At 40.8% G+C, this 21,564-nt stretch carries 22 protein-coding genes and 1 pseudogene; 14 read left to right on the forward strand and 9 right to left on the reverse strand.

What is annotated here, in order from left to right:
• Window positions 1-36: 36 nt before the first annotated feature.
• On the reverse strand, window positions 37-609 hold the full coding sequence (locus tag D0T85_RS10035; protein ID WP_203558453.1) for an AraC family transcriptional regulator: 573 nt from the start codon (window positions 607-609) through the stop codon (window positions 37-39).
• 4 nt (window positions 610-613) lie between these two features.
• Window positions 614-1,609, reverse strand: a complete 996-nt coding sequence (locus D0T85_RS10040; protein ID WP_163212855.1) for a Gfo/Idh/MocA family protein — start codon at window positions 1,607-1,609, stop codon at window positions 614-616.
• A gap of 220 nt (window positions 1,610-1,829) precedes the next feature.
• Here D0T85_RS10040 and D0T85_RS10045 point away from each other — a divergent pair, with 220 nt between their 5' ends.
• The 7 genes and pseudogenes from D0T85_RS10045 (at window position 1,830) to D0T85_RS10070 (ending at window position 8,644) form a co-directional block, all read left to right on the forward strand.
• On the forward strand, window positions 1,830-2,900 hold the full coding sequence (locus tag D0T85_RS10045) for an isochorismate synthase (RefSeq protein WP_163212857.1): 1,071 nt from the start codon (window positions 1,830-1,832) through the stop codon (window positions 2,898-2,900).
• A gap of 101 nt (window positions 2,901-3,001) precedes the next feature.
• Window positions 3,002-4,669 carry a 2-succinyl-5-enolpyruvyl-6-hydroxy-3-cyclohexene-1-carboxylic-acid synthase gene (gene menD, locus D0T85_RS10050; protein ID WP_163212859.1) on the forward strand — a complete coding sequence of 556 codons (1,668 nt, stop codon included), beginning with the start codon at window positions 3,002-3,004 and terminating at the stop codon, window positions 4,667-4,669.
• Between the two features lie 76 nt (window positions 4,670-4,745).
• Window positions 4,746-5,564: a 1,4-dihydroxy-2-naphthoyl-CoA synthase gene (menB, locus tag D0T85_RS10055; RefSeq protein ID WP_163212861.1), complete on the forward strand. Its 819-nt coding sequence runs from the start codon at window positions 4,746-4,748 to the stop codon at window positions 5,562-5,564.
• Window positions 5,564-6,595: pseudogene (locus D0T85_RS23190) on the forward strand (o-succinylbenzoate synthase); the annotation flags it as partial. The gene menB and the pseudogene D0T85_RS23190, both read left to right, overlap by 1 nt.
• A 48-nt stretch (window positions 6,596-6,643) precedes the next feature.
• Entirely contained in the window at window positions 6,644-7,564 is a 921-nt protein-coding gene (locus D0T85_RS23195; protein WP_370459949.1) for an AMP-binding protein, read from the forward strand.
• Between the two features lie 45 nt (window positions 7,565-7,609).
• Window positions 7,610-8,275, forward strand: a complete 666-nt coding sequence (locus D0T85_RS10065; protein WP_163212865.1) for a phosphatase PAP2 family protein — start codon at window positions 7,610-7,612, stop codon at window positions 8,273-8,275.
• Between the two features lie 36 nt (window positions 8,276-8,311).
• Window positions 8,312-8,644 (forward strand): zinc ribbon domain-containing protein YjdM, encoded by a 333-nt coding sequence (locus D0T85_RS10070; protein ID WP_163212867.1) that lies wholly within the window; start codon window positions 8,312-8,314, stop codon window positions 8,642-8,644.
• A 33-nt stretch (window positions 8,645-8,677) separates the two neighbouring features.
• On the opposite strand, the gene D0T85_RS10075 is transcribed toward D0T85_RS10070, so the two are convergent.
• The 4 genes from D0T85_RS10075 to nth all read right to left on the reverse strand — a co-directional run bounded on the left by D0T85_RS10075 (window position 8,678) and on the right by nth (window position 12,543).
• Window positions 8,678-9,700 (reverse strand): porin, encoded by a 1,023-nt coding sequence (locus tag D0T85_RS10075; RefSeq protein WP_163212869.1) that lies wholly within the window; start codon window positions 9,698-9,700, stop codon window positions 8,678-8,680.
• Entirely contained in the window at window positions 9,697-10,449 is a 753-nt protein-coding gene (locus tag D0T85_RS10080; RefSeq protein ID WP_163212870.1) for an ABC transporter substrate-binding protein, read from the reverse strand. The genes D0T85_RS10075 and D0T85_RS10080 overlap by 4 nt, the downstream gene beginning before the upstream one ends.
• A 91-nt stretch (window positions 10,450-10,540) precedes the next feature.
• Window positions 10,541-11,800, reverse strand: a complete 1,260-nt coding sequence (gene pgk, locus D0T85_RS10085; RefSeq protein WP_163212872.1) for a phosphoglycerate kinase — start codon at window positions 11,798-11,800, stop codon at window positions 10,541-10,543.
• Between the two features lie 101 nt (window positions 11,801-11,901).
• Window positions 11,902-12,543 carry an endonuclease III gene (nth, locus tag D0T85_RS10090; protein WP_163212874.1) on the reverse strand — a complete coding sequence of 214 codons (642 nt, stop codon included), beginning with the start codon at window positions 12,541-12,543 and terminating at the stop codon, window positions 11,902-11,904.
• Between the two features lie 77 nt (window positions 12,544-12,620).
• Here nth and D0T85_RS10095 point away from each other — a divergent pair, with 77 nt between their 5' ends.
• The 3 genes from D0T85_RS10095 (at window position 12,621) to D0T85_RS23200 (ending at window position 15,954) form a co-directional block, all read left to right on the forward strand.
• Complete coding sequence (locus D0T85_RS10095) at window positions 12,621-13,022, forward strand: hypothetical protein (RefSeq protein WP_163212876.1); 402 nt, start codon at window positions 12,621-12,623, stop codon at window positions 13,020-13,022.
• Window positions 13,023-14,936: 1,914 nt separating this feature from the next.
• Window positions 14,937-15,647 carry an OmpA family protein gene (locus tag D0T85_RS10100; RefSeq protein ID WP_163212878.1) on the forward strand — a complete coding sequence of 237 codons (711 nt, stop codon included), beginning with the start codon at window positions 14,937-14,939 and terminating at the stop codon, window positions 15,645-15,647.
• A gap of 55 nt (window positions 15,648-15,702) precedes the next feature.
• The gene (locus tag D0T85_RS23200) at window positions 15,703-15,954 is read left to right on the forward strand and encodes a leucine-rich repeat protein (protein WP_370459948.1); all 252 of its coding nucleotides are present in this window, start codon (window positions 15,703-15,705) and stop codon (window positions 15,952-15,954) included.
• A gap of 41 nt (window positions 15,955-15,995) precedes the next feature.
• On the opposite strand, the gene D0T85_RS22520 is transcribed toward D0T85_RS23200, so the two are convergent.
• Window positions 15,996-16,220, reverse strand: coding sequence for a hypothetical protein (locus tag D0T85_RS22520; protein WP_203558454.1), 225 nt, complete (start codon window positions 16,218-16,220; stop codon window positions 15,996-15,998).
• Window positions 16,221-16,463: 243 nt separating this feature from the next.
• Here D0T85_RS22520 and D0T85_RS10110 point away from each other — a divergent pair, with 243 nt between their 5' ends.
• The 4 genes from D0T85_RS10110 to D0T85_RS10125 all read left to right on the forward strand — a co-directional run bounded on the left by D0T85_RS10110 (window position 16,464) and on the right by D0T85_RS10125 (window position 18,323).
• Window positions 16,464-17,159, forward strand: a complete 696-nt coding sequence (locus tag D0T85_RS10110) for a hypothetical protein (protein WP_163212882.1) — start codon at window positions 16,464-16,466, stop codon at window positions 17,157-17,159.
• Window positions 17,160-17,180: 21 nt separating this feature from the next.
• Window positions 17,181-17,528 (forward strand): fimbrillin family protein, encoded by a 348-nt coding sequence (locus D0T85_RS10115; RefSeq protein ID WP_163212884.1) that lies wholly within the window; start codon window positions 17,181-17,183, stop codon window positions 17,526-17,528.
• A gap of 125 nt (window positions 17,529-17,653) precedes the next feature.
• On the forward strand, window positions 17,654-18,076 hold the full coding sequence (locus tag D0T85_RS10120; protein WP_163212886.1) for a hypothetical protein: 423 nt from the start codon (window positions 17,654-17,656) through the stop codon (window positions 18,074-18,076).
• Between the two features lie 82 nt (window positions 18,077-18,158).
• Window positions 18,159-18,323 (forward strand): hypothetical protein, encoded by a 165-nt coding sequence (locus tag D0T85_RS10125; protein ID WP_163212831.1) that lies wholly within the window; start codon window positions 18,159-18,161, stop codon window positions 18,321-18,323.
• 279 nt (window positions 18,324-18,602) lie between these two features.
• Here the strand turns inward: D0T85_RS10125 and D0T85_RS10130 are convergent, their stop codons facing one another.
• Complete coding sequence (locus D0T85_RS10130; protein ID WP_163212888.1) at window positions 18,603-19,055, reverse strand: energy transducer TonB; 453 nt, start codon at window positions 19,053-19,055, stop codon at window positions 18,603-18,605.
• Window positions 19,056-19,238: 183 nt separating this feature from the next.
• On the reverse strand, window positions 19,239-21,458 hold the full coding sequence (locus D0T85_RS10135; protein WP_163212890.1) for a S9 family peptidase: 2,220 nt from the start codon (window positions 21,456-21,458) through the stop codon (window positions 19,239-19,241).
• Window positions 21,459-21,564 lie beyond the last annotated feature (106 nt).

Consider the following 21,564-nt stretch of genomic DNA (forward strand, 5'->3'; position numbering starts at 1 on the left):
GTTGATTATTAGATGTGTTGTTAGTGCGCATAACATCTATACCTGATCCAGTGGTTTCCGTTTATTCTCTTTTACTTTCTTAAAATGACTGGGAGTAAGCCCGGTTACCTTTTTAAATTGTGTACTGAGGTGGGCGGTACTTGAATAATTCAATAAATCAGCAATTTCACTTAGTGAGAGTTCATCATATACAAGAAGCTCTTTTACCCGTTCTGTTTTTTGAGCAATGAAATATTTTTCGATTGTTGTATTCTCAATCTCGGAGAAAAGATTACTGATATAACTATAATCATGATGAACTTTTGCAGCTAAATAATCAGACAGGTTTACTTTAAGGTCACCATTTTTTGTATATATCAGTTCAATAATAGCATTCTTTACTTGTTCTATAATGCGTATCCGTTTATCGTCGATAAGTTCAAAGCCAAGTGGGTTCAGTGCGCTTTTAATACTTTCTCGTTGGTGTGCAGTTAGTGGTGTTGCTGTTTCAACGATACCAAGTTCTACCTGTATAGGTTCAATACCTAGTTTTTTGAACTCTTCACGAACAACCATAATACACCTGTTGCATACCATGTTTTTTATATATAATTTATTCTTTTGTTCCATTGGCTTATTCATCCGCAGGGTAAACAACATCCAGTTGCTTTCGTATTTCGTCGATAATTTCTATGGTAATAAGAGAGTGTTCGTGGCTGTTTATTTCAGATTCTGTTTTTCCTTGTTCAACTAACGAAATAAATTCGGCCACTTCATAATAATATTCATGAATTGCATCCGGGGCAGATATATTTTTGCTGTTTCCGTTTCTATATTTTAATTCTACGTTCTTAATAATATTTATCCGGTCGGCAGTAATGGTTCCCTCTTCTCCTTGTATCTCTGTAGGAAGTGTAGAATCTGCTATCTTTGAATACATAACGGTGGCATTCATTCCTTCGTATTCAAAGTTTATCCCTCCTTGTCCGTCTACTCCTGTAGATAATTTGAGGCCTGTAGCCAACACTTTTTTAGGCCGTCCGAATAATACAACCATTGGATATATGGTGTATATACCAATATCTGCAACTGCACCGTTAGAAAGTTCGGGTTTGAAAGCATTCAACACCTCTCCGGCTTTCAAACTATCGTATCTCGAAGAATACTGGCAATAACACGAAAAGTAGCGACGGATTGTACCTAATTCCTTTATGTTGTTTCTGATAGCCAAGAAGTTAGGTGTAAGGGTTGGTTTCATTGCCTCCATTAAAACAACCTTGTTAGCTTTGGCTGCTTCCAGCATTTTTCGTACTTCTTTTGCATTTGATGCCAGAGGCTTCTCGCAAAGTACATGTTTACCATGATTCATGAACAATATGCTTTGTGGTGCATGAAAAGCATTAGGCGAGGCAATGTAAACTGCATCAATCAGTGGACTGGAAGCCATAGCTTCGAGCGAAGTAAATGTATGAGGTATTGAATGTTTTTGTGCAAATATATCGGCTCGTTCCTGTGTTCTGGAATAAACGGCCACCAATTCGAAACGCGAATCGAAGTGCGCACCTTCAATTACTTTATCTGTAATAAAGTTGGTACCAATAATACCGAATTTAAGTTTAAAAGGATTCATGGTTTTGAGTTTTGAGTAATGAGTTTTGAGTAATGAGTAGTGAGTAATGAGTTATGAGTTATGAGTAGTGAGAACGATGCCGCATGGCAACTCATAACTCACTACTCAAAACTCATTACTCAAAACTCAAAACTCAAAACTTGAATTCCATGCGAAGATAAGAAAATGATTTTTTACCTTTGCAATCCAAATCAGAAAAAGCTGATGTTATAAAGAAAAGATGACTCAAAGCGAATTTACAATATTTTTGGATGATCTGGTCGGTCAAGGCAAAAGCTTTGCTGTGTATCGTATTCCGGGCGATAACTGTCTGAATTTGATACAACAGGAAGAAGAACCATATACACTGAGTGATTTTGGATCTTTAAATAGAAAAAGTGGATTTGTAATAGCCCCTTTTGTTATAACAGAGAAAACTCCTCTTGTATTACTTACAGGGAAAGAACAAAGAATAGAGGTTGCTGATAAAGAATATTCTTCGGCAACGGTGGTAAATAACACCCATATTATAGAGGAGTTGTACAGGGAAAGATTTAATGTATTTATAACTTCTTTAAATAATGGAGAATTAGATAAACTTGTGTTGTCGCGAAAAGCAGAGTGTGAGCGGGCACAGAATTTTTCTCCGGGTTCTACATTTCTGAAGGCCTGTCAGTGGTACATTCGTTCCTATGTTTATTTATGCCATACACCTCAAACCGGAACCTGGTTGGGATGTACACCCGAAATCATCTTATCAGGCGAGGGGCAAAGCTGGCATACGGTGGCTTTGGCAGGGACGCAACCTTTGCAAAATGGTAACTTACCCGAAGTTTGGGACGAAAAAAATAAAAAAGAACAAGCATTAGTTGCCGGTTATATCAAAGCACAACTCAATACTTTAGGGATTACTGTAACAGAAAAAGGCCCTTACACGGTTCGGGCAGCCGAATTAGCACATCTTAAAAGTGATTTTGCTTTCAGTTTGCCTAATAATGATTATCTTGGCGACTTGTTAACACTTTTGCATCCAACTCCTGCTGTTTGCGGATTACCTAAAGAAAAAGCTTATCGGTTTATTCTGGAAAACGAAGGTTATAGTCGTCGGTATTATTCGGGATTTATTGGAATGCTTGATTGGGAGAAAGGAAGTAATTTGTATGTAAATCTGCGTTGCATGGAAATACTGAAAGACAAACTTTGTTTGTATGCCGGTGGTGGATTATTACCTTCTTCAACATTGGAAGAAGAATGGCAGGAAACGGAAGATAAGCTGTTTACGATAAAAAAAGTAATGAGCAGTGAGTTATGAGTTTTGAGTAATGAGTTTTGAGAACGATGCCGCATGGCAACTCATTACTCATAACTCACAACTCACAACTCACTACTCACAACTCAAAACTCAAAAAAAATATGTATTCGGATAAGAAGAACATTCTGGAATTGGTTGCTTTACTGATAAAGCATGAAATAAACAATATAGTAGTATGCCCTGGTAGCCGCAATTCTCCTATCGTACATACTTTGGTTAATCATCCCTTTTTTACATGTTATACAATTACCGATGAACGTAGTGCAGCTTTCTTTGCATTAGGCAGAGCATTGCATGGAGGCCGTCCGGTAGCAATTTGTTGTACTTCGGGAACGGCTTTGTTGAATATGCATCCGGCTGTAGCCGAAGCCTATTACCAACAAGTACCTTTATTAGTAATTTCAGCCGACCGTCCGCAGGCATGGATCGGTCAGATGGATGGGCAAACGATTCCTCAAGCAGGAGTTTTCGGCTCGTTGGTAAAGAAGTCGGTAAACCTGCCCGAAGTTCATACAGATGAAGACCTGTGGTATTGCAATCGGTTGATAAATGAAGCTATACTGGCACTCGATCATCATGGTAAAGGTCCTGCTCATATCAATGTTCCTTTATCGGAACCTTTGTTTCGTTTTAAGACGAAGGAATTACCCGAAGTGCGTGTAATTCATCGCTATCAGGGATTAAACGTGTATGAAAATGATTATAATGAATTAATAGCCCGTCTTAACTCCTATAATCGCCGATTGATGGTAGTAGGACAGATGACACTTATCTATTTGTTTGATAAACGCTATAACAAGCAGTTATATAAACATTTTGCCTGGTTTACCGAACACCTTAGTAACCGTACCATTCCGGGGCAACCCATAAAGAATTTTGATGCTCTACTTTTTTCTTTGGATGCCGAACAACAGGAAAAGCTTCGGCCGGAGTTGGTTGTTACGTATGGAGGACACATTGTATCTAAAGGATTAAAGAAATATCTGCGAACACATCCACCTAAAGAACATTGGCACATCTCGCGCGATGGTGAAGTGGCCGACTTATTTGGTACTCTTACAACTGTAATTGAGATAGATCCGTTTGAGTTCCTTGAGAAGATATCCGGCTTGCTTGATAACAAACCTACTCAATATCCAATGATGTGGGAGAACTTATCAAAGGCTCTGCCCGAACCTCAGTTGGCTTATTCGGAAGTAACAGCAATCGGAGCATTGTTAAAAGTACTTCCCGAAACATGTGTACTACATCTGGGAAATAGTTCAACAGTGCGATATGCACAACTGTATTCTGTTCCCGAAACGGTAGAAGTTTGTGGTAATCGTGGAACTGCCGGGATTGATGGCTCTTTATCTACTGCATTTGGATATGCTGCTGCATCGGAGAAAATAAATTTCATCCTTATTGGCGATCTCAGCTTTTTCTATGATATGAACTCTTTGTGGATAAAACATATTGGTAGCAATGTGCGCATCTTCTTGCTGAATAATGGAGGAGGAGAGATATTCCAGACTCTCCCCGGTCTTGAAATGAGTGAGAAAACCCATGACGCTGTAACTGGAATACATGCAACTTCTGCTAAAGGTTGGGCTTTGGAAAGAGGCTTTACCTATATGGCCGCCAATGATATGAAAGAACTGGAAGAAGCAATCCCTCTCTTTGTGCATCCCGAATTAACGGAACGTCCGTTATTACTGGAAGTTTTTACGGATGGAGAAGAAGGTGTGAAGTTGTATAAAAGTTATTTTCAAGGATTAAGAAACAAGTAGTTACAAGTTACGAGTTACAAGTTACCTATAGTTAATGACTTGTAACTCGTAACTCGTAACTCGTAACTAAAATATTATGAACAGAGAATGGACAACCATTAAAGAATACGAAGATATTCTGTTTGATTTTTATAACGGCATTGCCCGTATTACAATTAACCGTCCCCGTTATCGTAATGCATTTACTCCAACCACTACAGGAGAAATGAGTGATGCAATGGCAATATGCCGTGAAGAGCCCGATATAAGTGTAGTAGTTATTACAGGTGCCGGCGACAAGGCTTTTTGTTCCGGAGGCGATCAAAATGTAAAAGGTCGTGGTGGCTATATTGGCAAAGATGGGGTGCCTCGTTTAAGTGTACTTGATGTGCAAAAGCAAATCCGCTCAATCCCTAAACCGGTAATTGCTGCCGTAAACGGATATGCCATTGGTGGCGGACATGTACTTCATGTAGTTTGTGATTTGTCTATTGCCTCGGAAAATGCAATCTTCGGTCAGACTGGTCCTCGTGTTGGTAGCTTTGACGCAGGTTTCGGTTCATCTTATCTGGCCCGTGTGGTAGGGCAGAAGAAAGCCCGCGAAATATGGTTTCTTTGTCGTCAATACAATGCACAAGAAGCTTTAGATATGGGGTTGATAAACAAAATAGTTCCCTTGGAACAGTTGGAAGATGAATATGTACAATGGGCCGAGGAAATGATGCTTTTAAGTCCGTTGGCATTAAGAATGATTAAAGCCGGCTTAAATGCCGAACTTGATGGCCAAGCAGGAATTCAGGAACTGGCAGGTGATGCTACCTTATTATATTATCTTACCGATGAAGCACAGGAAGGAAAACAAGCTTTCCTCGAAAAACGTAAACCTGATTTTAAGAAGTATCCGAAGTTTCCTTAATGAATAAAATAACCCTTCCTCTCAATACACAAATATCCATTATCCCCAGGCAGTTACATTTTAAACAGCCAGCAGGGACTTCACGAGGTATATATTATACCCGTAATATATGGTATATTATTATTAAATCTCTGGAAGATAAAACACGAACCGGGGTAGGAGAGTGTGCCTCCTTGCCGGATTTAAGTTGTGATGCACTCCCCGATTATGAATACATTCTTGGAAATCTGTGTAGAGAGTTAGAAAAGAAAGGTCACCTCAATATTGAAACGCTACAACCGTATCCATCCATTCTATTCGGATTGGAAACTGCCATTCGCAATTATGAATCGGGTTCAATGATGTGGAATACAGCATTCACCCGAGGTGAAACAGGAATCCCCATAAACGGGCTTATCTGGATGGGGGATTATGATACAATGCTTTCCCGGATTGAAGAAAAAATGGCAGCCGGTTTCCGTTGTATCAAACTTAAAATAGGTGCAATTAACTTTGAAGAAGAACTTTCATTGTTGAAGCATATCCGGAAACACTTTTCTGCTTCGGAAATAGAAATTCGTGTGGATGCTAACGGAGCATTCTCTACATCTGATGCCTTAGATAAGTTGCATAAACTAGCTGAACTTCAGTTACATTCTATTGAACAACCCATTCGTGCCGGACAATGGAAAGATATGCAACATCTTGTAATGGAAACGCCTTTACCAATTGCATTGGATGAAGAACTTATCGGCATAAATACACTGAATCAAAAACAGGAGTTACTGGATACCATTCATCCCCAATACATAATTCTGAAACCTTCATTACATGGTGGAATACACGGATGTACCGAATGGATAAAAGAAGCCGAAAAGCGTAATATCGGTTGGTGGGTTACTTCTGCTCTTGAATCAAACATCGGACTGAACGCAATTGCACAATGGTGTTCTACCTTTAATAATCCCTTACCACAAGGGCTAGGAACCGGTCAACTTTTTACCGATAATGTAAGTATGCCACTGAGCATATACAAAGACTGTTTATGGTATCATCGTGATTTAGCTGATTTTCTTGTGCAATGGAATGATAAATCACCAGTGGTCACAGTTAAAACTTCCGGTTCTACAGGAACTCCCAAAGAAATGGTTGTGAGTAAGATCAAAATGGAACACAGTGCTCGTATTACCTGCAATTATCTGGGACTGAAACAAGGTGATAAGGCACTTCTATGTATGCCTGTAACCTATATTGCCGGAAAAATGATGATTGTGCGTGCCCTGATTGCCGGATTGGAATTAGAAATTCGTAAACCAGACGGACACCCTTTTTCTGATATAAGCGCTCCAATGGACTTTGCCGCCCTTACTCCTATGCAGGTATATAATTCGTTGCAGATTCCGGTAGAGGCTGAAAGACTTAAGCAAACCCGGATATTAATTATTGGTGGAGGCGCTATTGATCAACGTATGGAGCAAGAATTGGCCGACTTTCCAAACGAGGTTTATTCAACGTATGGAATGACTGAAACGTTATCTCATATAGCTTTACGTAGATTAAACGGAAAAGATGCATCACAGTATTACATTCCTTTTCCTTCAGCAAGGTTATCACTTTCAAAGGAAGGTACTCTTATTATTGATGCACCTTTGGTCAGTGATGAACTGTTGTACACCAATGACATTGTTGAACTTTTACCGGATGGACGTTTCAAAGTGCTTGGACGAAAAGATAATGTAATAAACTCTGGCGGAATTAAAATGCAGATAGAAATGCTGGAAGATAAAATACGTCCTTTATTAATTACCGGTTTTGCTATTACAACTATCCCCGATGCAAAATTTGGTGAAGTTATAGTTCTTCTTACCGAAACCATTTTTGAAGAAGAAAAACTGGCATTGTATCTATCAGGGTATGAACTTCCTAAACATGTTTTATGTGTTGATAAAATACCATTAACCCAAACGAACAAGATTGATAGGGCATCTTGCAAAGAATTAGCTATGCATAGTATTTCTTAATTTTTAATTCTTCATTTTTAATTCTTCATTCTTAATTCAAAAACCATGCTGGAAAAAGTATTATTATGGGAAAGAGATTTGTTTCTGACAATCAATAACTGTCATTCGTCGTTATTTGATAATGCAGTCTGGCTCTATTCGGGGTGGGTGACCTGGATACCCTTCATTTTATTGTTTTTCTTTGCACTTATTTATAAAAAGCCATTGAAAATGTGGTTACCAGTAGTTGTTTCATTAATAGTAATGACAGGACTGTGTTTGTTGGTGTCTGATGTGTTATTGAAACCTAATTTTGCCCGTTTCCGCCCAACCTACCATCCTGATTTTATGAATGAGGTAATCTACCTTTTCAATTACAAAGGCGAAGGGCTTTATGGGTTTATCTCGGGGCATGCTACTTTCTCGTTCTCCTTTGCTATGTTTACCACTCTTTTGTTCAGGTATAAACCCTATGGCTTTACTATTTTTATCTGGGCACTTATCATGGTTTATTCGCGGGTATATCTGGGAGTGCATTTCCTGACAGATATATTAGCAGGAGCTATTGTTGGCACCTTGATAGGTTGGGGAGTGTTTGCACTATATAAATGGAAAAGTGGTTGTGTGGCTTCTTATTCCGGTAATAGAAAAAAGTATGTTACTGTTGGACTAATCTGCTATGTACTTCTTTTCGTTATATTCAGTGAACAGATTGTAAGTTGCATTAAATAGACTATCTTTGCGGCTTAATTTAAAAAAGAAGTAAAGATGGAAGAAACACCCAATTGTCCGAAGTGCGGTATGGCTAACACCTATTTTGATGGTACATCATTTGTTTGCCCCGATTGTTTTTACGAATGGACAGGTGGCGAAGCAACTCAGGAGGCAGAGGATATGACTCCCAGAGATAGTAATGGTGCCGAATTGCAGGACGGAGATGCTGTAACAGTTATTAAAGACCTCAAAGTAAAAGGCTCATCAATGGTTATTAAGCGAGGAACAAAAGTTAAAAGTATTCGTCTTACCGAAGAGCCTACCGAGGTTGATTGTAAGATTGATGGTTCAAGCATTGTGCTTAAAACCTGCTTCCTAAAGAAGTAACAAACGGAATCACATATTATGCCAGGTAAGGTTTTAAAACCTTACCTGTATTTGTGCCTGTACAAGATTTGAACTTCCTGTTAACTGATTATCCCGGTACGTATATTGTGCCTGAACCCTGCAACGCGGATAAAACCAATACTGCACACCTGCAACATAATTAGTTTGCTTCATATCCAAATCCTTATTTTTATTCAGGTAATCGTACGAAGCAATAATATCGAACTTAGGTAGTACATGAATAGAGGCAGTGGTATAATAACCATTGCTTTTTACTTTGGCATCTTTACCACCCAGATACTCTGCACGTAAACTAACAGGCTTTGTTTTTATGTTGGCACCAAAAGCCCAACGGTTGCGCGAATAATTATCACCAATCTTAATGTCCGGATTAACTTCGGATGTACCTATGGCTACTCCTTTACCAGTTTGAAACGAACCACCTACTGTTAACCATTCAAGAGGATTTACCAGTAAACTACCTACAATATCTTTATTGCTGTTTTTATCTTTGGTATTGATACCTTGACCATTTAGTACAGCTACATGATAAGTAAGGTATTTGTTGAATAAATCTCCATATATCATCAAACCAAGGTCTCTTCCACCTGTGCTACCACGCAATAAGTCATGACTTCCACCCATAGCTGTATAATAGTTGGTGGCTTGCGAATAGCATTCTATTAACTCTACCGATGATGGAGACATAGGGCCTTCCAGTGTCATGGGGTTTTTGAATTGTCCCAACCGGGCCGATAATCCCGGAAAAAAATGATAATCAGTGTAGGCTTCGAGCAAAGTTCCTCCACTATTGAAATTGTACATAAAGTAGCACGACCATTTATCTGTGATCTTTCCTTCGGCCATAAATATTATTCGCTTAATATCGAATGTGTTATCAGCTTTTTCGGCATCATCGTAAGTATATCCGGCTTGAATGTACCCCGAAAGTTTGATCCGGTCTTTCAATGTATTAATCCATGTGTTTACCGTTTCCTGCGAATAAAGAGTGTAGATACTAAAAAGGAAAACTAAAGAGAATAGAGAACGTTTCATTTTATTAATTCTTTTTGTTTAAGCCATTGAATAACATGTGTAATTTCATCTTGTGATGGAGCAGATGCTTTGTGCTCTTTAACAAATACCTCAATTTCCTGCTGTTTATTGTTCAGCGACTGATTAGAAAACAGCGTAACAATTGCGGGAATAGTAGATTCTTCCAGGTCAAAAAGAGAATAATTACCATTCTCGATAGCAATATTGGCTAACTGCCCGGGGAGTACGGATGCATCAATCAGCCCGTTTTGCAGAAGATTAAGTCGTAGAGAAGCCCGTTTGATATCTGCTTTATTTACTCCGGTATCTGTTGGTATGTTAACAGATTGCAGAATACAGTCGGTAATATATTCAATAATTGTATTCTTTTCTACAGCAATGTTTCTGCCTTTAAGTAATTCGAGTGAACGGATACCATTACCGATACCTGCAACCAGATGAAAGCTGGTGTCGTTTTTCATTGCTATCTGTAAAGGAGCACCGTTTGCCTGTAGAATGGCTGCGTTCAGATAATCAGTAACAATCCCGTCAATCTTTCCGGCATATAACGCAGAATCACGTTCGGCCGAAGATAGAAAACGGATCACTTTAACTTGTAAACCTATGGAATCATTGGTTAGTGTTGGTGGAAGACTGTAATCGTCATCAATCAATATACCTATTGTAAGTGGTTGCAATTCGGTATGTTTCCTGGTATAGCAAGATACAAGTAGGATTAAAAGGAGAACAAAAGAAAGAAGTTTTTTCATTTTTATGATATAAAACAAAAGACACGGAAAACATTGAGTATTTAAACCTCTGTGCCTCCGTGTCTCTGTGTTCAATATTATTGTTTATCGATTATTCTTCGATAGCAGCAATACCCGGAAGTTTCTTACCTTCGATAGCTTCGAGTAATGCACCACCACCAGTAGATACATAAGAAACCTGATCGGCCATACCGAATTTGTTGATACAAGCAACAGAGTCGCCACCACCAACAAGTGAGAAAGCACCGTTCTTGGTAGCTTCAACTATAGCTTCGGCTACAGACAATGAACCGTGTGCAAAGTTATCGAATTCGAATACTCCTGTTGGACCGTTCCAAAGGATAGTTTTTGATTCGCGGATAACTTTAGCAAACTTCTCTTCTGTTTTAGGACCGATATCAAGACCTTCCCAACCATCAGGAATTTCGCCTACAGGAACAAATTGTGTATTAGCATCGTTAGAGAAGCTATCGGCAATCTTAGCATCATCAGCCAAAACAAGGTTTACACCATTTTCTTTAGCCTTTTTCAACAGGTCAAGAGCCAGGTCAAGCTTGTCGGCTTCGCAGATTGAAAGACCAATGTTACCACCCAATGCTTTAGTGAAAGTATAAGTCATACCACCTGCAATGATAAGGTTATCAACTTTACCAAGAAGGTTTTCAATGATTTCTATTTTCGATGAAACTTTAGAACCACCCATAATAGCTGTGAACGGACGTTGAATATCGTTCATTACTTTATCTACAGCTTTCACTTCTTTCTCCATTAAATAACCAAACATTTTGTTATTTACATCGAAGTAAGCAGCAATAAGTGCTGTCGAAGCATGTGCGCGGTGAGCAGTACCGAAAGCATCATTTACATAGCAATCAGCATACGATGCAAGTTTCTTAGTAAATTCTTTCTGACTTTCTTTTACAGCTTTCTTGGCAGCAGCTTTTTCTTCGTCGGTAGCATCTTCGGCTAAACCTCTTGGTTTGCCTTCTTCTTCAGCATAGAAACGAAGGTTTTCGAGCAATAAAACTTCACCTGATTGCAGGGCAGCAGCTTTAACGGCAGCTTCTTCGCCTACACAGTCGTTGGCAAACTGTACATCAACACCCAACAGCTCCTGTAAATGAGGAAGAATATGCTTCAAAGAGAATTTATCGGTTGGGCCTTTCGGACGTCCTAAGTGTGAGCCAATGATTACACTACCGCCATCACCAATAATTTTTTTCAAGGTAGGAAGAGCCGCGCGCATGCGGGTATCATCGGTAATGTTGAAATTCTCGTCCAAAGGTACATTAAAGTCAACTCTGACGAATGCCTTTTTACCGGCAAAATTGTAATTGTCAATTGTTTGCATAATACACTATTGTTTATTAAAAATGTAATTAATCTCTTTTAATGGACTGCAAAGTTACTGTTTTTTTCTATTATTGGAAGAAAAAAGGAGGTAAAGTGACCTCACTTTACCTCCTTCCCATAATATTTACATACTAATTGCAACCCACAGTTGTCACAATGAGGTTTTCTGGCTTGGCAAACATAGCGTCCGTGAAGAATCAGCCAATGATGTGCTTTGGGAACCAGTTCTTTAGGAATGTATTTCACCAGTTCTTTTTCGGTAGCCAGCGGTGTTTTGGAATTGGTTGTTAAACCAATTCGATTTGATACACGGAATACATGTGTATCTACCGCCATTGCCGCTTTATTAAACACTACAGATTGTATTACATTTGCTGTTTTACGGCCTACACCGGGTAGCTTAATAAGTTCTTCAAGTGTATCGGGTACTTCGCTGTTGAAGTCGTTTACAAGCATTTTGGCCATCCCTACCAAGTGTTTTGCTTTGTTGTTTGGGTAGGAAACGCTTTTTATATATTCGTAGATAACCTCAGGTGTTGTGGCAGCCATGCTTTCGGGTATAGGGAAATCTTCGTATATTTTCGGGGTAATCATGTTAATCCTCTTATCCGTACATTGGGCTGAAAGTATTACAGCTATAAGTAACTGATAAGGGTTGCTATAGTGTAATTCAGTTTCGGCTACGGGCATGTTTTCCTGAAACCATTCAATAACTTTTTTATATCGTTCTTTCTTGGTCATAACATATTTAGTATTTTAGCGCCAGATTACAAAGGTACAGATAATTTGTGATTACATAATATAATAAAACCATTCGTATGTTACAAAGAGATTTTATAATGAGAATGATACAGTTATTCTTCGAGGCACTTGCTAAGTTTCTCCGGAATAAAGGAGGAAAAGATCAGGAAGTATTGCGTCGTGAACTGGATGAACTTTATAAAACCTATCTCAAACAATCCCGCCTTGATTTTAATAAAATGTCTGTTGAAGAGATAGTAAACTCATTTAATGATGACGAAAAAGTATTTAAAACAGAAATAGTAGCCGAACTGATTTATCAGGATGCGTTAGTAGAAAATGAAGATAACGAGCTGTTGATAAAAGCACTGGGCCTATTCAAGTATGTTGATCTGATTAGTGAAACCTTTTCTGTTGACCGCCATCGGAAGATTGGGGAAATTGAGGATTTACTTAAACAGTATACTCCCAATACATAAATTGTCGGGATGTTATCAGATGTGAATATGCATTTGCATATATCACCGTTTTTTTTGTAGTCTTAACTACGTATTTAGTAATATATCTATGTCTTTATTATCAGAATAACCTAGAAATATTATGTACAGAGTTTTGTTAACTACAGTGTTGTATAGTGTACTAACTTTCTGGCAAACGGATTTTATGTGAATCAATCTGTTATCTTCGTGCAACACGTACCCCGCCAACGCACTGGATTCGTTTTTTCTATCTTTGGATTAATGGGTTCTGAGTATTGAGTTCTGAGTTACGATGACAACTCAAACTCAAAACTCAATTATAAAAATTCCACAAAAGTTGATTAGGTTAAAAAGGTTAACACAATGTTCTTATTACATTCAATAAGCTATGAACAAAAACATACCACAGTCTTATTTTTGAGTAAAATTTGCATCGTCAGCTTAACTAAACGGTTACCACCACTACCCGAAATGGTTACCATTAACAAGTAAAACGGTTACCATCATCCAGTGTAATGGTAACCGTTTTTAGGGATAATGGTAACCGTTCTGGCTGAAACGGTTACCAAACTGGGGATTTATCATGTTTTACCATTTTCTTTTCTTGTTTTTCTCTCTTCTTTATAGATGGGTAAAACCAATAAAAAGTGAACCCTGCTCACAAGGCTTATAGCGCGGCATAAAATGTAACGAATTAACACAGCCGCCCTTACAAGCTCTGTAACAAGGGTGGTGCGTATGCATTAAGGCCGCCTAGGTGCAATAAAACGGTGTAAGAATGTTCCTGAAGAGAAAAATAAATCACAACCCATCTGGAGTAAACGTTACAAGATAATCATTAAACGTAAATTTAATTCTGGTTTACATTTATCATTTGGCAGGAATAAAAGCAATAGCCAACGACTCCTGTTTGATTCCCTTGGGGTAAAACCACTTACTTTCTCACCCTCAACATGGTATTTAATCTTTTGTCCATTTTGTAAAAGAGTCATTTTACCTTTTGGTACCATTCGCACGCAACTCTCCAATCTGATGAAGACAATGAAATGTTCCGCATATATGCCGAAAACGACTAAAACGTACAGAAAATGACCACTTCATACGAAAGTTTTGAGGATTTGGAGTGTTGTTTCGTTGAGATTGCCTAATTTTGCAGTCTAAAAAATAAAGTTATAGAAGAATGTTACGTGAAATGTGTAAAATAGTGGCTGTAATGTTTGGCAGAATCGAAGATTCTGTTACACACACATTCTCACCTGACGTTTAACGCGCGTAATATACTTAAATATCAGAAAGTTCGCAGAAAGGATAATCTCCTTTTTGGCGGGCTTTTTGTGTTTTGTTCCCACCCCTGCTTCATCAGATAACTTATATATGAGAAAGAAACTGACCGGATATATATCCATATGTCTTTTATTGCTATTGCCTATACTTGCGCAAGCGCAAGAAAGCCTGCCACCCGATGACAAACCGCTTTCAGGGCGGTGGTATGTCGGCATTCAGGGCGGCATACCCTTCGGCTTCGCTACTTTCAACTCCTTTGGCGAGGACAAAACCCGTTTGGGGTACTCGGCAGGGCTGTTCGGCGGCTACCGCTTCAGTCCTGTCCTTTCGTTGGAAGCGCAGGCGGCATGGGGAAGCGTAGGTATGAGCGCGAGTGAATGTTGTGCCGCCTACTGGCTCGGATCCGATGGCAACCGCTATCTGGCTCCCGCTCTCGGCATGGAGGGCTGGGACTACGGCGACCTATATAATAAGGTAAGCACACAGCGCTACGGCTTGCAACTGAATGTGGATGTGCTGCAACTCTTCAGCCCCAACCCCGAACGGCGGTGGACGCTGGAGGTATCGCCCCTGCTTGCCGCCGTCGGCACAAAAGCAAGCGTCAAGACCATTGAGGGAGATAACCGGGTGATGCGTGGCGATAACAACTGGCACTTCGGCGCGGGTGGTAATCTCTCGGCAGGCTATCGGATTAGCGAGAACCTCTTGCTCGAAGTTTACAGCGGCATTACCTGGCTATCGGGTAATGGAATGGACGGGATGCCGAAGCACGTACGCAAGGAGAATTTCATCTGGGAAAGCGGCTTAAAGCTGGGTTGGACGTTCGGGAAGTGTGGAAAGAAAACAACCGCATCGACGATACACTCTGTCGAGCCTCTCGCACAGCAACCGCACACGCCCGGTCTGCCTGCCGAGCCGGAAGAAGAACTTGTAACTGTCGAGCCTATCGTAACCGTTGAGCCTGCTCAACCCCAACAACCCAAAGAAACGGAAAACGTTACGGAAGCCGAAGCGGTAACGATAGAGTTCCCCGCCATCTACTTTGTTTTTAATTCTATCAGCATTGCCCCCGGTGAAACAGCAAAGATGCAGGAAATACTCACCCTTCTTCGTGAGAACCCCGACCTCGGTATCACCCTTACAGGCTGGTGCGACAATCGGGGAAGCGTAGCGGTGAACAAACGCATATCCATCCAACGTGCCGTAGCCGTGAAAGCATGGCTGGTAAAGAACGGTATCAGTGCAGACCGCATACGAACCCTCGGCGAGGGCATAGACTATAACGAACCCGATGCAGGCAAAGCCCGCAGGGTAGAAGCCGGAAAGGAGGATAAGCGATGAAAAGATACCTATATATAATAGGATGTATGTTGGCAGCAACTCTCTTCGCCACTTCATGCAGCCACGACCACGACGACGAGTTCCTCATCCCCACCGACAACGGTGCACTCATCGTCGAACTGCGCTCCGAAAGCCCGAACATACAGCTAAATTGTTCTATTATTGTACTTCATTGAAGAGCATTACACTTCCCGAGGGTCTGAATATAATTGAGCGAGGTGCATTTTATGCAACGGGTATAACTGAAATTACGATACCCGCAAGTGTGGGATATATTGGGGGGAAGCATTTTGCCTCTCTCGGTTGAAAAGCATCCTATTTGAAGGTTCTTTGCCTGTAAAAACTGAATCAAGCAACTTTCCTACTCTTGAAGAAGGATTTTTGGTATTCAGCTACGCTAACATTCTTTGGTCCGTACACAATTTTAAGGTATTCCTGCCCAATATCACTAATAGAGAGATCGCAGAAACTTACTACTACTACTTTTTTAACAGTCCGTATTGCACAATAGATAATGTATGTTATAATTACACCGGCGGCGACCGGACGAATCCCCTCAACTATACGAAACATATCAACAACTATTAAACAACATAAAAAACAACAGTAAAAATGAAAAAGAACATTTTCCTTTCCATCCTCGCCGCAACAGCAATGCTGGCGACATCATGCAGCCAGACAGACGACTTGCTGCAACCGACCGATAACGGCAACGAAACCGTTGAAGTAGTATTCAATCTCCAAACCCCCGATGCCACACCGCAATTGCGCTCCACACGTGCTGGGGATGAGGAGACATCGACCATCTCGCGCTATGTGATAGAAGTGTATGAAGGCTCTGATTTCGCCGGCATACCTACGCGATACGAGAAAAGCGACGCCAGTTTCAGCCTGCTCCTGAACAAAGAAAGCCAGTACATGTTCCTCTTCTGGGCAGACTACGGTACGCCCGACGGTGATGAAAGCAACGACTGCTACAACACTGCCAGCTTGAAAGCAGTAGCCCCGACCGATGATGCACAGAAAGCCGAACCGGCTTATTTCGGCAAATCGGAAACGGCAATAACCCCCAGCAGCAGTACTCCTGTGACCGCGACGCTGACACATGCCGTAGCAAAGGTAATCCTTGAGAACATTGCCGGATTAGTTGAATCGACAAATAGTCTGGAAGCCGTTTATCCCAACTACGGCAGCTTCGATGCCTCTACCAGTGGTCCGGCAACCGCCAGCGGAACAATTACCCGTACTTATAACGACATCGGGGCTGAAGCAGGAGTAATCGTTACCGACTACATTCTGGCTCCGGCAGAAAAAGAATTGACGAACTTTTCATTCACTTTGAACAACGAAGACGCCAAAGCCATCGGAAACGTGCCCTTGCAAATCAACTACGCCACTCGCATCAAAGGAACATTCAGCAATCTTTACTCCACTACATTCACTATCGACCAAGAAGGCATAGAATGGATTGAAGACGAAGGTAATGACCCCGATTATAACCCCAACTACTAAACCGCAGGAAGTATGACAACAATGAAAAAGTACATATACTTCCCGATAATTGTCCTCGCAGCGATGGCAGTATCCTCGTGCAGTCAAACGGAAGACTTGCTGCCCGATAGCAACGACCTGCAAACAGTAACCATCAGCCTCGCCCCCGAAACCGGAATGCAACTGCGTTCGGGCTCACCGGGAACACGCGCAGGCGAAACCATCAGTGTAGACCGCTATGTGATGGAGATATACGAGAGCGACAATGATACACCTACTAAGGAAACGAATAACACCGGCGTATTCACCTCACCCTCGACCGCACCAAAGAATATACTTGCCTCTTCTGGGCAGACGAGAACAACGGGATTTATGATGCTGATAACCTGAAAGCGGTAACACTCAATACCGATGAGGAGAGCGGAGACTATCTCGTAGCCACCGGAAACGCCTACTACGGCACGCTCAACATTGATGCCGCCCAAGCTACGCACACCGTCACCCTGAAACGCGCCGTGTCTAAACTCTGCGTCTATAATTCGGATGAACTGGAAGAAGAAGCAATATCAGGAAGCATATCAAGCAGTGAGGTAAACACCTCATTCGATGTATCGAACGGCACGGCAGGTACTCAGGTATCCATATCGTGGGAGAAAACATTCACCGAAGCCGACAAGTCCGGAACAAGCACTGCCCCCGTCTTTACCGTCTATCAACTGGCATCTACCGATGAAGCGGCAACACTGCAATTCGATCTGGATGTATATGATGGTAGTGGGAGCGAAGTACAAAACACAATCTCTGCAACCAATGTCCCCATCCGTGCCAACTACGTCACCCATCTGCGCGGCGGGCTGTCGCTGGTAGCCAGCCAGCAGTTCAGCATTACGGTGGATAAGGAGTGGGCAGGAGATGATGAAACACCTTTCGGTGAGTAAATAACCCCCGGAACAAACTTTATCCTCAAAAGAGAGATTCCCGAAGCATCCCGAATTTCGGAATGTACCTTGAAAGAGGTAAATGAGTGGCCAGAAGCTGGGAGTTGGAGAAAATATGTATGATGGGGATATGCAGGAAATATATAAAGTTTCAACTTTCCGGGTGAAAGTGCGTGAAGGAGCATTTTTATCAGGTAAAGTAAAAGATATTCAGTTATATGTCCGTCCGCAGTTCTTTTTGTTTTGAATTATAAACTCTTTTGTAGTACTGTCTCTAATACTGTGTAATTATTAGGGACAGTTTCTATGTAAACGGTATACCTCCCAATTCATAAATGATCGGGTCTCATTCCCGTATTTTGTTTTTGTAAAACTACAGAGTTTTCTTTGTAAAACTACAGACTTTTCCATGGAAAGCTACAGACTTTTCCACAGAGAACTACAGAACTTTCTGAAGAGAACTACAGAGAAATCAGCAGAAAGCCACCGATTCAAAAAAAATTTTTTGTTGTCTTAACTCCGCATTTCAACACCTGAAACTTATAGGAATAACATATTTTACTCTTTTTAATTCTCCTTCTTGTGAACCCGGTATCCATTTGGGCATTATATTGATTACTCTTAAAGCTTCTCTATCAAACGATTCGTGTAATGACCGTATAACAGTTGCTTCGGAAATACTGCCATCTTTTTCAATAATGAATTGTATAATCACTCTACCTTGCCAACATCCTTCCTGCATATCTGTAGGATATTTGAGATTGGAAAAGATGTGTTTGAATAATCCAACAGTACCACCAGGAAATTCCGGCATTTTTTCTACAACATAGTGTACAGTAGTATCATTCCCGTATATTAATGTATCTGGTTCTGTATATACCTGTTCACCATTACACAAAGGATTTTTTTCAACCCCTACTTCTTTCTTTTCCTGTGCATGCAGTGGTGGAACAAGCAGAAGCAATGAACTTCCAATCATTAGTTTTAACTGACGGATAAATCTGTAGTTGTATTTATTAGAAAGCAACAACAAAATTTTATATAAGAAGCTGTATAACCGGGGTTTCATAGGCGCAAGAAATCACAAATGTAAGAAATGTTTAGAATAATACAAATTATTATTCTAAACATCGTACACACTTCAGTTTTTTAACAGTGCGTTTTACTTATTCCACTCCGGTGCATCCATTCCCATCAAGTGTTTAATCAGAAAATCACGTCGCTTGCGTTCCCCGTATTTTCCGCCCATGGTATGTCTTTCACCCGGTAGCATAACAAACTCGAATTCTTTATTGTGTTTAATCAGTTCGTCCACTACCTGTAATGTGCTTGAAGGATCAACATTATTATCAAGTTCGCCCAGAATAAGCATGAGTTTGCCTTGCAATTTATGAGCGTTTACTACATTAGAGCATTCTTCGTATTCCTTACCTACAGGATATCCCATCCATTGCTCATTCCACCATATCTTATCCATGCGGTTGTCCTGACATCCGCAGGCGGATACTCCTACTTTATAGAATTCGGGATGGAACAGAAGGGCGCCTGTAGAACTTTGGCCACCAGCCGAACAGCCATAAATACCCATTCGTTCAATATCCATTTCGGGATAACGGTTTGCAGCAGCTTTTAACCATATTATGCGGTCGGGGAAGCCGGCATCTTTAAGGTTCTTCCAGCAAACATCGTGGAATGCTTTTGAGCGGTTGGCTGTGCCCATTCCATCAATAATAACGGTGATAAAGCCAAGCTCGGTTAACTCGATAGACCAATGCCAGATGGAGAATGATTTAGGTACATGAGAATCGTGCGGCCCAGCATAAATATATTCTACCACAGGATATTTCTTTGCCGGGTCATAATTAGGCGGGCGCATGATTATTCCCCAGATATCTGTTTGTCCGTCACGGCCTTTGGCAGAGAAAACCTCAGGCATACGCCAGCCTGCTTCTACGGTTTTAGAAACATCCGGTTGTTGTTCGGGCTTATAAACGACTTTTCCTGTTTTAACTGATCGGATTACAAAGACCGGAGCCATATCAACGCGTGAGTAATAATCGGCCATATACTGATAATCTTTCGAGAAGGTTATACTATGGTTGGCATTCTCCGGGGTGAGGGGAGTGATCTTTCCGTTTTTAATATTCAGTGAATATAGCTTTTCCAGATAAGGATCTTCTCCTTTATCCATACCACAGGCTTTAAATAGAACTGTATTGTTCTTTTCGTCAACACGAACAATTGATTTCGCAACCCATTCGCCTTTGGTTAGTTGCTTCTTTACGTTCCCTGTTAATACGTCGTATAAATAGATATGGCGCCAGCCGTCCCTTTCCGAAATCCAGAGAACCTCGTCGGATTGGGGTAGCCAACGTTTTTCCAATCTGCTATAATAAATGAATGTCGGACTTTCTTCATGAATCATTGTGCGGAGCTTCCCACTTGGTGCATCTACTGCATAAACAATGTATTGTTGATGTCCCCGTTTATTAAAGTCGAAAGTAAAGAAGCGGTTCTGTTCATCCCAACGAATGTTGGATAAGTTATATTGTTTATCCACTTCGGGAACTTCACATTCAATGGACTTGTTTTCGTCTAACAGGAATAACACGGGACGGCGAATGGGAAGCGGATCACCCGGTTTTACATAATCATATTCTTCGGTGGTGGGTTGAAGCTGGTCTTTGGGTGATGAAGAGATCATCAGGAGCTTCCTTGTAGGCACCGGGCTGTAACGGCAACAGGCAATCATTTTTGAGTTGGGCGACCAATAGATGTTCGATGAATAATATTCATAAACAGAACCTTTGTTACTGATTTTCGTACTCTTTCCTGTTTCCAGATCGGTTACCCACAGATTGCCTTCGCGAATGAATGCTTCTTTTTTGTTATCAGGTGATGTTACTTTTTGTTTTGCATCCTCTTTGTAAACAGTGCCCCAGTAATAGGGAGGTGATTCCGGTTCGGTTTGCTTGGTTAGCGTATAATCTGTTAGATTGCAGGTATAGTTATCTTTCCCGATACTGAAATACATTTTATTATCAGCTTTCTGAAAGCTTATTTTCCGGAATGGTAATTTATATGCTTCGGTATCTTTGTCGGTTTCTTTGGTGAGAGCAGCGGCTAATTGCTCATGATCAAAAGCAGCAGTTACGGATTGCAACTCCGGATTAATAACTAAGAATTCCTGTCCGCGGGGAGTACGGGTTACATACCAGAATGTTGCCGGCTCGTCTGTTGGGGCGATATCGGAAACACCATAATAGAATTTGTTTGTGTAGCGTTCGCCGAAAGAATCGGCGCGTTGATACAGGCTTTTCATGTCCTGGGCGAACAGGGAGGGGGCCAGCAACAGGATTAAAAGGATAAAATATTTTCTCATGTTTCTTATTTTTTAGCCGCGGATTACGCGGATTGCACGGATTTTAATACACGGATAAAATATTAATAAATAAATCCGTGTATTAAAATCCGTGCAATCCGCGTAA

Source organism: Bacteroides sp. 519 (genome assembly GCF_010500955.1).
Lineage (GTDB): Bacteria > Bacteroidota > Bacteroidia > Bacteroidales > Bacteroidaceae > Bacteroides.

Excerpts from the sequence above, each read along its gene's own strand:
- D0T85_RS10045 (WP_163212857.1), top strand. The coding sequence starts at position 1,830 with ATGACTCAAAGCGAATTTACAATATTTTTGGATGATCTGGTCGGTCAA.
- D0T85_RS10130 (WP_163212888.1), bottom strand. The coding sequence starts at position 19,055 with ATGATTGGAAGTTCATTGCTTCTGCTTGTTCCACCACTGCATGCACAG.
- D0T85_RS10040 (WP_163212855.1), bottom strand. The coding sequence starts at position 1,609 with ATGAATCCTTTTAAACTTAAATTCGGTATTATTGGTACCAACTTTATT.
- D0T85_RS22520 (WP_203558454.1), bottom strand. The coding sequence starts at position 16,220 with ATGTTTCGTATAGTTGAGGGGATTCGTCCGGTCGCCGCCGGTGTAATT.
- menB (WP_163212861.1), top strand. The coding sequence starts at position 4,746 with ATGAACAGAGAATGGACAACCATTAAAGAATACGAAGATATTCTGTTT.
- D0T85_RS10080 (WP_163212870.1), bottom strand. The coding sequence starts at position 10,449 with ATGAAAAAACTTCTTTCTTTTGTTCTCCTTTTAATCCTACTTGTATCT.
- D0T85_RS10065 (WP_163212865.1), top strand. The coding sequence starts at position 7,610 with ATGCTGGAAAAAGTATTATTATGGGAAAGAGATTTGTTTCTGACAATC.
- nth (WP_163212874.1), bottom strand. The coding sequence starts at position 12,543 with ATGACCAAGAAAGAACGATATAAAAAAGTTATTGAATGGTTTCAGGAA.
- D0T85_RS10075 (WP_163212869.1), bottom strand. The coding sequence starts at position 9,700 with ATGAAACGTTCTCTATTCTCTTTAGTTTTCCTTTTTAGTATCTACACT.
- D0T85_RS10135 (WP_163212890.1), bottom strand. The coding sequence starts at position 21,458 with ATGAGAAAATATTTTATCCTTTTAATCCTGTTGCTGGCCCCCTCCCTG.
- D0T85_RS10125 (WP_163212831.1), top strand. The coding sequence starts at position 18,159 with ATGAGTGGCCAGAAGCTGGGAGTTGGAGAAAATATGTATGATGGGGAT.
- D0T85_RS10100 (WP_163212878.1), top strand. The coding sequence starts at position 14,937 with ATGCGTGGCGATAACAACTGGCACTTCGGCGCGGGTGGTAATCTCTCG.
- D0T85_RS10115 (WP_163212884.1), top strand. The coding sequence starts at position 17,181 with ATGAAAAAGTACATATACTTCCCGATAATTGTCCTCGCAGCGATGGCA.
- pgk (WP_163212872.1), bottom strand. The coding sequence starts at position 11,800 with ATGCAAACAATTGACAATTACAATTTTGCCGGTAAAAAGGCATTCGTC.
- D0T85_RS10070 (WP_163212867.1), top strand. The coding sequence starts at position 8,312 with ATGGAAGAAACACCCAATTGTCCGAAGTGCGGTATGGCTAACACCTAT.
- D0T85_RS23200 (WP_370459948.1), top strand. The coding sequence starts at position 15,703 with ATGCAGCCACGACCACGACGACGAGTTCCTCATCCCCACCGACAACGG.
- D0T85_RS10035 (WP_203558453.1), bottom strand. The coding sequence starts at position 609 with ATGGAACAAAAGAATAAATTATATATAAAAAACATGGTATGCAACAGG.
- menD (WP_163212859.1), top strand. The coding sequence starts at position 3,002 with ATGTATTCGGATAAGAAGAACATTCTGGAATTGGTTGCTTTACTGATA.
- D0T85_RS10095 (WP_163212876.1), top strand. The coding sequence starts at position 12,621 with ATGTTACAAAGAGATTTTATAATGAGAATGATACAGTTATTCTTCGAG.